Here is a 9,755-nt window from a genome sequence, read left to right on the forward strand (position 1 = left end):
GAAAAATAGCGAGCCCTTCAGCCTTGTAGAGGCAAGCTTCGCTTTTTGCGCGGCTAGTACTTCAGCAGCCTGTTAAGATTGCTAGTCATGCTTTTTCTCCTGATACCGCGATTGCGGTAATTGACAAGGAGTAAGCGCGACATGCGCTCAGATGAGGCGGGCTCATGTGAACGAACTAGATGGCTGCGATCGTACGCCGGTCCCGGCGTGAGACGTGGCCACTCTTTTCCTGGCCAAAGAGGATGACAACGCGCAGCTGGCCGCAGGGACGGCTCGCCGGCACCTCCGGAGAGGTGCGCGGCGAATAGTGTTTCAAGTTTCGCTTGATGCCTGGCTAGACGACGTTGTCGCACTGCTGAACATAGGCTGCCCAGCGATCCGCAGAAGGTAGCCCCTTCACGACCACCATCACGGACGATTCTTCCGGATAGTGCTCGATGAAAGTGCCTTTCGCGACGGCATTCTGCAGGTACATGAGGTCCGCCAGCGTGCGCGGGCCGTACTTGTATGCAACATTGCCCAGCGTCTCCATCGAATCCAGCAGTTCCTTGAAGAACTGCGTGGCTCCAGCCGGATCGGGCCTCGGGCCGGCTTCTACCGCTTCGTGCACGTCCACCCCTTCCGTCTCACTGGAATCGACCGCGCTGGACAGATCGGTCCCGTTGTACTCCTCGAGCATCGAGGTCACAACGCTCCAGGCCGAGATGGCGCGAGGGTTCTTGCTATTTCGGACGCTTTCGCCAGTGAACCCGAAGCCCCACGCCTTCAAGAGGACGCGGGCCATGCGTTCGGCACCTTGAACTACTTCCGCATCGCTCATGCCGTCGCTGGTTACCTCCGACATCACGGCCGGGTTTGGATGCACGTACCCGAAGCAGGCGAAGTCCGGCACGCCGCCGCATTCTTGAATGAAGGCGTCAGCATCTGCGCCGTTCTTGGCAGCAAGGGCGCGAAACTCGCTCAGCCGATCCAGGCCATGGCGGATCTTCGCTACGCGATCCTGCAGCTCCAAGGCCAGAAAGTGTCCGTTCCCACGAGCCCGCTGCACCCCTTGAAGGGCGGCCTCCTGCTCTCGCAGACCGTTCAGCGTGAATCGGACCCGATCCTTAACGGTGCTGGGGATCTCTCGGGCCGACGGCGTCGAGCGGACAAACTGCTCCAATGCCTGGCGAGACTCCGGATCAACGCCGAGCACGTGTGACAAGTCGAAAAGCCCGCTGACTTGAAGCTCATCCGCACTGGCGTCAGTGCCTAACCGCGAGAAGATATCCGGGTCCAGCGGCTCAGTCGGCTGGGCAAACAGCACCGGCCTTGTGCCCGGTACGATTTGATGGTCCACCAATGCGAGCCAGAGCCGGGTTGCAGGCAGTGTCTGTTGAATGGTTCCCTTATTCATACTTTGCTCCTTTGTACCGCTGTGCGGTGTTGAAAAAGGGCGAGCGGCAACGCTCGGATGAGTCGAGCTCATCGCAGCGGACGCGCGTGCAGGGACTTTCGAGGGAGACCCAAGCGTCTTGCGACGCCTGGGTCTATTGCTGAGGATGCAGGGGGCTCACCGATTGGATTGCCTATGAGGCTATGACGGATCGGTCGGACGAGATTCTGTCAGCGTGAAATTCAGCCTTGAGAGCCAGATCCCAGGCGGAATTCCAAAGAGGATGCATTGACTCCTCGATCACCGAATCCAAATCCTTTACCAGTCCACAGGCCACGAACGCGGCGAGCATCGTCATATTCGAGTCGCAGAAGTCGTGGGTATGGCATACCCCTGTAGCGGTCTCGGTGCGGTTCCGCTCTCGGGCGAGCTCGAGCTGCTCCGGCGTCAGATCCAACGCCAGTTCCTTGCAGAAGGCCTTGGCTATGGCTACCCGCGTAGCCGTTTCAGCAGCTTTGATGACCTCCGGATGCAGAGGGTTCAGAGCGCGGCCGCCGCCGCTAACTGCCTTATGCCTTCTTTTCTTCCTTTTCTTCTTCATTATTTGCTCCCTTGTACCGCTACGCGGTGGTTGAAAAAGGAGCGAGCGCGACGACGCTCTGATGAGTCCGAACTCATCAAAGCGCGACAGAAGCCTTGGAAGGATTGCAGGCGATCCCGGGCGGGACTCGGTTGGCCGGATGCCAAGAAAGTTGCTGCCGAATAAACGGCTCTGGGCATTCTAGCGCACCGAAAATCGGTTGGCAACGCGGCCCCTCTTTCGAGTAGGCCTCGCTGGACGGCGGCTAGCGCAATTGGCGAAGTTTGTGCAGCAGCATCGCCAGCCTCATCCGGCGTCGGACCTACGCACAGCAAGCCTGGCATCCGGCACCAGGAGGCTGCCCGACCGCTTTGGCGCCGGAGCCTTTCCGTCTCGCACTGGGTTGCAATCGCAAGTCTCCAAGGGACACTGAATCCACGCTCGGCGGAGTTGACGACCCTCGAGCCCTAACGAATTCGATACCAATAGAGAACCCGATGAAGCGCGACAGCATATTCGACATTCAGGCGCCCCCGCGCCGCCGCCAAATGCTCTTGGATATCCAAGACAAGCTCATCGTCGATCTTTTCGCCGGGGGTGGCGGTATGTCGGAAGGCATCGAACTCGCCCTAAACCGCCATCCTGATTTCGCGTTGAACCACAACGCCGATGCGATCAGCATGCACGCAGCGAATCATCCGCAGACCCATCATCTGATTGCCGACGTCCGGGAGGTGAACCCCCACGAGGTAGCCAATGGACGAACCGTCGGCTACTTGCACCTTAGCCCGGATTGCCGTGACTTCTCGCAAGCCAAGGGCGGCCAGCCACGTGATCGAAAGATTCGGGCCCTGTCGTGGGTAGGCGTCCACTGGGCCGGCACAGTTCGCCCCGAGGTGATCTCGCTCGAGAATGTCAGCCAAATTCTTCGCTGGTGCCCGATGATCGCGAAGCGTGACAAGGACACCGGCCGGGTGGTAAAGCTGGACCGCACAGTAGCGGCCAAGGGCGAATACGTCCCGCTGCGCGAACAGTTCCTAGTGCCCGATCCGAAGCGTCTGGGCAAGACGTGGAGGCGCTTCGTGGCAATCCTGCGCGGAATGGGTTACATCGTCGAGTGGCGCGTGGATCGGGCGTGCAACCAGGGAGTGCCTACGTTCCGGGAGCGCTTGATAATGTTTGCGCGTTGTGACGGCCATCCCATTGTGTGGCCCGATGCGACGCATGCAAAGGAGGCGACTGAAGACAAACTGGCGTATCGGCCCGCGGCCGACGCAATCGACTTTTCTATTGCTGGCAACAGTATCTTCCGCCGCAAAAAGTCCTTGGCGGAAGCAACACACCGCCGTCTGGCTGTCGGGATCGGCCGGCATGTCCTGAATGAGGCGAACCCTTTTGTCATCTCTCTCACGCACCAGGGCGGGGACCGGATCCGTGCGATCACGCACCGATTGCCGACCGTGACGAGCGCGCATCGCGGTGAGTTTGCACTGGCCGCGCCGGTGCTCATTCAGACTGGCTACGGCGAGCGCAAGGGGCAAGCCCCGCGTGTACTCGACCTGAAGCAGCCTCTCGGCACCATTGTTGCCGGCGGCAGGAAGCACTCGCTGGGAGTGGCGTACCTTGCCCAGATGAACGGTGGGTACAACGACGTCCGGGGCGTCCCGGGCCGCGACTTGCGGGAACCCATGTCAAGCATTACGCAGAAGGGCAGCCAGCAGCAACTCGTGACGGCGCATCTCGTTCACCTGCGCGGCAACTGCGATTCCCGCAGCGTCGAGGAGCCTTTGCACACCATTAGCGCTGCCGGACAGCATCACGGCCTGGTCGAATGTGTGCTCTCCCCCAGTGATTTCGAGGGTGCGAAGCGCGTCGCAGCCTTCCTACGCAAATACGGCGTCATTCCGGCCGGCGACGAAGACGATATTTCCGGCGTGCTTGTGTGTATCGACGGCGTGGAGTACGCGATCGTTGACGTGCTCTTGCGCATGCTTATGCCACGCGAGTTGTTCAATGCACAGGGTTTTCCGCGCGACTACATCATCGACCGTGGCCACGACGGCAAGCTTCTTACGGTGACCAAGCAGATCCATATGTGTGGCAACAGCGTCTCTCCGAAGTGGGCCGCCGCCTACGTCCGAGCAAACCTGGCACATCTGATCCTGCCGCCATCTCATGCAAAGGGCGCCGGTCGCAGCCGGCTCGCACGCCAGCATCATCTCAGCACCGACTGGCTGGCAGCCTGACGGCCGAGGCGGCGCTTGCAACAGCGCCGCCTACCCCTACCATGCACTGGTGATCCACCTTCCAGCTACTCCCTTATGTCCCTTGATCGCCAGCTAAACCTGTTTGACCATGTAGGGGGCGCATTCGCCCAACCAGAGAGTGGTCGGCTATCGATGCAGGAGCTCTATCGTATCGCAGCCGGCCGCGCGGGCATCTCCATGGAGGAAATGAACGTCCGCTCGCCCGTCGGCGAAAAGAAGACTCAGCGCAGCCTTCTGCAAAGGCAAGTTCGATGGCATTGTCAATCCTTAAAAAATCTGGGTTTGCTCGAGCGTGTGGAGGACGAGCGCGGCGTCTGGCAACTGACGGAAGCCGGCAAACACAAGCTCAGGAAGGCGCGCTCTGGCGTGTCCGTGCTCGCATTCGACACGAAGCTGGGTCTGGCCATCTGGGGTGATGCGCACCGGGTCTTCTCGGCATGGGATGAGCCAATCTTCCTGTGCCTTACTTCGCCGCCTTATCCGTTGCGCCGGCATCGCAAATACGGCGGACCCGCGGAACTAGATTACACAGACTTCATTACCAAGCACATTGAGCCGATCGTCAAGAATCTTGTGCCAGGTGGCAATGTCGTACTGTCGGTTTCTCCGAACATCTTCGAGGAGAATTCACCATCCCGTTCGCTGTATCTTGACCGACTGACCATCGCCCTTTGCGACCGCCTGGGCCTGCGCCTGATGGACAAATTGGTCTGGGCATCGAATCAGGCCCCCGGGCCAATACAGTGGGCGAGCAAGCTGCGGATGCAGTTAAACACGGGGTACGAGTATCTAATATGGTTCTGCAACGAGCCGCGTAGATGCATCGCAGACAATCGCCGCGTTTTGGAGCCCCATACCGAGAAACACAAGGCGTTTATGGCCGCCGGCGGCGTGAGGAAGCCCCGCGTGAATAGCGACGGCGCTCACCGGCAGGTGCTGGGCGCATACAGCAACCCGACGGCAGGCCGAATTATGCGCAACGTTATCTACGAAGCGAACACGTGCGCCAGCCAGAGGGCGTACAAGAAGCGGGCCCGTGAACTCGGCCTCGAAGCGCACGGCGCTCCCATGCCGCTCTCGCTCGCGCGGAAGCTGATCCGCTTCATGACGGAAGCAGAGCAACTGGTGGTCGATCCGTTCGGAGGCTCCATGACGACAGGCCTCGCCGCCGAAAGGGAGGACCGGCGATGGGTCTCCACGGAACTGGTCTACGACTACGTGCGGGGCAGCGCGGAACGCTTCATGGCTGAGGACGGCATCGACATTCACCTGCCTTTGGCCAACTGAAGCCATTTGGAAATGCGAGCGTGAGGCCAGCGCACCACGGTATCCAGGAAAGAGCAAAAGCCCGCCGCCTCCCTGTGAAGGGTGCGCGGCGGGCTCGTTTCTCGATTGACAGAATTGGCCGCTCGCGGCCGTCGGATTCCCCTATAGGAAAAATCCGAACGCGAGCACGGAAAGGCACGCGATCAGCGGAACCCAGTGATGGGTCGGCTGACGGCAAAGGGGCCTGGCTTCCAGCACTTCCACGGCTTGAACGACTTCCAACATGATGCTCTCCATATGCGCGAGAGCCGTCCCTAGCGGGTCGATTCCCGCAGGGGTTTGAAATTTCAGTTGCTCGATGCTCCCGCCCTCCTCAAGGAGGAGCGGGGTCACATCAAGCCGCGTCCAGCAGTACTTCCAAGCCAGCGAGCGGCATTTCTAGTTGACTGCCATCGGTCGTGGCCTTGCTGGCCCACGATTTTCTTGCGTCTTCAGGAAGCTCCCGGTACCGCACCGTCTTGCCCATCAACTTCTCATGGTCGTACTCAAGCGTGAGCCCAAGACGATCCTTGAACGATGTGCGACGGCAGATCTCGTCGTGCTTCCGGAGCATGCCGCTTGAGAGCTTCAGACAACCGAATTGGAAGTACCACTTATACGCCTCAGTGATGCCTCCCGGCTGAAAGCCTGCTTCGTGCTTCTTAAGCAAGCGGTCGAGTTCAAAGTCCTCCACCAAGCAGACGGACTCCATATCCACCGAAAATTCCGGATGAACTGGAGCCCTCCACACGAGGCGCCCGTTCTTCAACGTGACCAGCATCTCGTCACTCTCCCCCATGAAGCTTTCCCATAGGGGATCGCGGAGCCCCGTCCATTCGGTACCAGCCGACTCCTCCCAGTCCTTTCCTACGAACAAAAAGCGCGTTTCTGGCATCGGCCGAGCCGCGACGCGCTCTACCTCGGGCACGTCGTAACGTACGTACCCGGAGCGAATCGCGTTGTAGTCGACCCAACACGAGAACGGACGGGCAAGACCATTCAGCGATTGATACGCGTCGATCGCCACCATCTTGTCGAGCGAGAGGATCTGAAACTTCGGTTTCTCCCCTGCCCTTCGCGCCCGCTGCTCCTCATCAAAATCGAGTTGCAGCATGTAGCGCGTGAGCATGCGAATCATCGCTGGGCTAAAAGTATCAGGCTCAATCGCGATGAATCCTGCCTGAATGGTGCGGCCGATCCAGTTCCGAAGGGACCAATCATATTGCGTGTTGCGGATGAATCGGTTAAGGCGGTTGAGGCCCCTCGCGTACTCATATCGCTCGTCGAACTCAATCATATTGGCCAGCGACTTGTCCTCCGTCGCAACGCAGCTCCAACAGCCAGTTCGCGCACCACACTTACCCTGGCGATGCTTCTTGCCACCTTCGTAGATCGCATCCGCGACAACGCCGCACGATGTTCCGGCCGCGTGGGCGTAGATCCGCTTCGTTTCCTCGAAGTCCGAGAATGACGGGTAGGCGCCGGCTCCATAGAGCGCGATCGCTTCCCACACATCGTCGGTACTCCAATCCTTGAGCGGGGTCATTACCCATTCTCCATCCTTGTTGCTTACCGGGACATCGTGACGATCCTGGCGAACCTTCATGCGAGCAGCACGAACTTCCGATTCATCGAGCCGGGTACCAACGAGCGTACATGGTTCAGGCATGCCACCCTCAATGAGGGCCTTGAATAGCTGCTTACGCAAGCGATTCTGCGCCGAAATCTTCAAATCGATGCTGCAGTCTGATGATCCGTTAGGGAAGCTCGGCAAGCCGCGACCCGTCAATATCTTCAACTGAAACGTCGAAAGCATGCTCGGCCTTGCAATGGCGACTTGCACGTTGATGCCGTGCCTTTCGCCGAATCGACACATCTTCGTGAGCTCGGCTCGGTAGTGCGCCACCATCTCGGGGTTTTCGACTTCTGTGTCACCTGTGGTGACGACCACGAACGGGGTCGCACCAAGTTCCTTTGCCTGCAGAGCAGCATGGAGCGTGACAGCTGCAACCACTGACGAATCCTTGCCGCCGCTGAACGCCACCACCACCGGCTGCCCGTTCATGAACAGGCGCAGGATGCTCTGAATTGCTAGAGCGATCCGGTCTTCGATGCTCACCCTGAGGAGGTGGACCGGGAACAGCTCGATCGTTTCGTATTTCATGATTCTCTCCTGTGCCAGAAACTGGCGTGATAAAGGAGAGAGCGCGTTGCGCTCGGCGGCACGGGGATCGCGCAGCGAAGCGTCCGGCTTTCATGTGCTCCGACGGTTCATTGGAGGACGTCCTCGCGTTCACCGGCCCCCAAGGGCGCGGCGAACACTGGACATTTCTGAGCATGCTTCGTTGTGCGGCGAACCTATTTGCAGAGATGCTCAACAGGGGGACCAAGGTCAGCCGAAGCAGAGTTCCGCTTGTGTAGGAAGTTCTTCCGTCATCACTCGTCCCTTGCCCTTAGCCTGTTTCAAAGCCAGCAGCTCAGCGTAGCGGTCATGCACACTGTCTGCATCCAAGCATTGAGCGTTTAGCCAGAGCAGCGAGGACACCTGGCGCCGAACACGAGCCAGAAGCTCCGCTTCCGCGCGCGTCGGCAGGCAGGTCGGCCAACCAGCCGTGTAGAGCAGATGCTGCGGGATCTCCGCCTCGATGACCTGCCGCTGCAGAGCGATAGCTTTGGCTTCTTGAGCCTGGCTGCGCAACGACGGCGGCAGTACATGGGGCGCTACGTCCGACAACCACCGGTTTCCCTGAAAGGCAAAGGACGACTTCACCTCAAGCTCGACCATGCGGATGTACGGCTCGTGGTTATCCTCACAAGTTGCTGACGCGACGAGATCGGCTTCCGACGACATGATGCAAAAGCAACAGCTCACACGAGAGACACCATATTTTGTGTAGGCCTCGTGCAGACTGAGACCAGCATCCTGGATTGCGTACACGACGTCCTGAACTGGCCAGTCGATGATGGCGTTCCAGGTCACCCCAACACCCGCCTTGCGGGTGAGTGCGGTGTTCGGAGCCCAGACCGGCATCTTGCTGCGGTTCTTGCTTTCCTGACGACGAATGCCCGTCACGTTGATGATGTCCCCTTGCGGGAACCGCTTGCGCAAAGCACTGGAGATGAGATGTGTCTTCATTTCGCTAGTACAGAAGCGCATCGAAGGAGTACTCCACGGAAGAATGAGCTTTACGCAAGACAGGTCTCCGTATCGCGCGACGCTGTTCTCCCAGCGCACCTCCCAGCGGTCCAACATGTCGCCGGCCTGGCGTTTCACGACGAGCAACTCCCACCCCAGTCGCTTGGCCAAACGCTCGCAACTCGGCAAGCTGTCTTTCCACTCGATGCGGCCGAGGTCGGAATGCACCAAGAGTCGCGCTCCCTTGTGGCCGATTTCATCCAGGTGGTTAGCCACGGCGATGGCGCATGCATCGGAATCTTTGCCACCAGATACCCCGACCGCTACCACCGCATTACGCTCCAGCATGGTCTGGACTTCCTGCGACGAACAGACCTGATTAGGCTTCCCCTGTGGGGCGCCCTCCAGGAACCGCGGCGTCATGAATCGAATCTCTTCGACAATTCCCATTTCGTTTCTCCGACTGATGGAGAGAAACGCTCCCCGAGCCGGGAGCTTTCCCGTCGGGTTTGAAGTTTCAGTTGATCGACTGTCAACGGAATCGTGCCATTGGATGGCCTTTCAGCAAGTTGGGAGCACCTTGCGCTCGGCGGCGCGGGGTCGCGCGGCGGAGCGTTCGCCGGTGGGGATACCGACGGCTAGCCGGATGAGAATCCCGTATTCACCGGCCCGGATGGACGCGGTGAACACGGTTTGTTTCATGCTGGCATGGCGGACGTAAGATCACGCATGGGCTTCCATGTAGCGATCGACCCATTCCGTGCGCTTCTCGGCCGGTTCGGCGTCGAAATTGCGGGAGTAGTGCAGGCCCACCCATTCCGCGAGCGTGTCGTTGTCGGGGTAAGCCACACGACGCCCCAGGGATCTACGAATGAAGTGTTACCACTCGATCTCGATAGCTGCTATCGACGAGACCGGGATGCGAAGTTCAAGACCAGTGGGCCCCTTGCCGTTGCGACGCGGCTCCCACAGCACGAGACTCAATGTCCCGGATTCTTCGACTTCCTTCTCCGATGATAGGGGTAGGAAACGGCTTTCGCCGTCCCCTCCCTCCGAACCCGGTGTGCGGTTTTCCCGCGACGGGCTCTCCAG

General features: G+C 59.6%; 9 protein-coding genes. 2 read left to right on the forward strand and 7 right to left on the reverse strand.

Annotated features, from left to right (window positions below; all coding sequences use genetic code 11):
• Positions 1-334 precede the first annotated feature (334 nt).
• Complete coding sequence (locus J8I34_RS35065; protein WP_245176303.1) at positions 335-1,396, reverse strand: hypothetical protein; 1,062 nt, start codon at positions 1,394-1,396, stop codon at positions 335-337.
• 172 nt (positions 1,397-1,568) lie between these two features.
• Positions 1,569-1,976, reverse strand: coding sequence for a hypothetical protein (locus J8I34_RS32260; protein WP_209808235.1), 408 nt, complete (start codon positions 1,974-1,976; stop codon positions 1,569-1,571).
• Between the two features lie 476 nt (positions 1,977-2,452).
• Between J8I34_RS32260 and J8I34_RS32265 the strand changes: the two genes are divergently transcribed.
• Positions 2,453-4,201, forward strand: coding sequence for a DNA cytosine methyltransferase (locus tag J8I34_RS32265; protein WP_209808243.1), 1,749 nt, complete (start codon positions 2,453-2,455; stop codon positions 4,199-4,201).
• 153 nt (positions 4,202-4,354) lie between these two features.
• Positions 4,355-5,509, forward strand: a complete 1,155-nt coding sequence (locus tag J8I34_RS32270) for a DNA methyltransferase (RefSeq protein ID WP_245176304.1) — start codon at positions 4,355-4,357, stop codon at positions 5,507-5,509.
• Positions 5,510-5,650: 141 nt separating this feature from the next.
• Here J8I34_RS32270 and J8I34_RS35345 read toward each other — a convergent pair whose 3' ends face one another.
• From J8I34_RS35345 to J8I34_RS32285, 5 genes are all read right to left on the reverse strand, one after another.
• Positions 5,651-5,773, reverse strand: a complete 123-nt coding sequence (locus J8I34_RS35345) for a hypothetical protein (protein ID WP_256441910.1) — start codon at positions 5,771-5,773, stop codon at positions 5,651-5,653.
• A 109-nt stretch (positions 5,774-5,882) separates the two neighbouring features.
• The gene (locus J8I34_RS32275; RefSeq protein ID WP_209808257.1) at positions 5,883-7,691 is read right to left on the reverse strand and encodes a phosphoadenosine phosphosulfate reductase domain-containing protein; all 1,809 of its coding nucleotides are present in this window, start codon (positions 7,689-7,691) and stop codon (positions 5,883-5,885) included.
• A gap of 228 nt (positions 7,692-7,919) precedes the next feature.
• On the reverse strand, positions 7,920-9,113 hold the full coding sequence (locus tag J8I34_RS32280) for a phosphoadenosine phosphosulfate reductase domain-containing protein (protein WP_245176305.1): 1,194 nt from the start codon (positions 9,111-9,113) through the stop codon (positions 7,920-7,922).
• Positions 9,114-9,386: 273 nt separating this feature from the next.
• Positions 9,387-9,512, reverse strand: coding sequence for a hypothetical protein (locus J8I34_RS35350; RefSeq protein WP_256441911.1), 126 nt, complete (start codon positions 9,510-9,512; stop codon positions 9,387-9,389).
• A gap of 30 nt (positions 9,513-9,542) precedes the next feature.
• Positions 9,543-9,755, reverse strand: a 213-nt coding sequence (locus J8I34_RS32285; protein ID WP_209808259.1) for a hypothetical protein, incomplete at its 5' end; no start/stop codon positions are given.

This window comes from Cupriavidus phytohabitans, from assembly GCF_017815025.1.
Lineage (GTDB): Bacteria > Pseudomonadota > Gammaproteobacteria > Burkholderiales > Burkholderiaceae > Cupriavidus.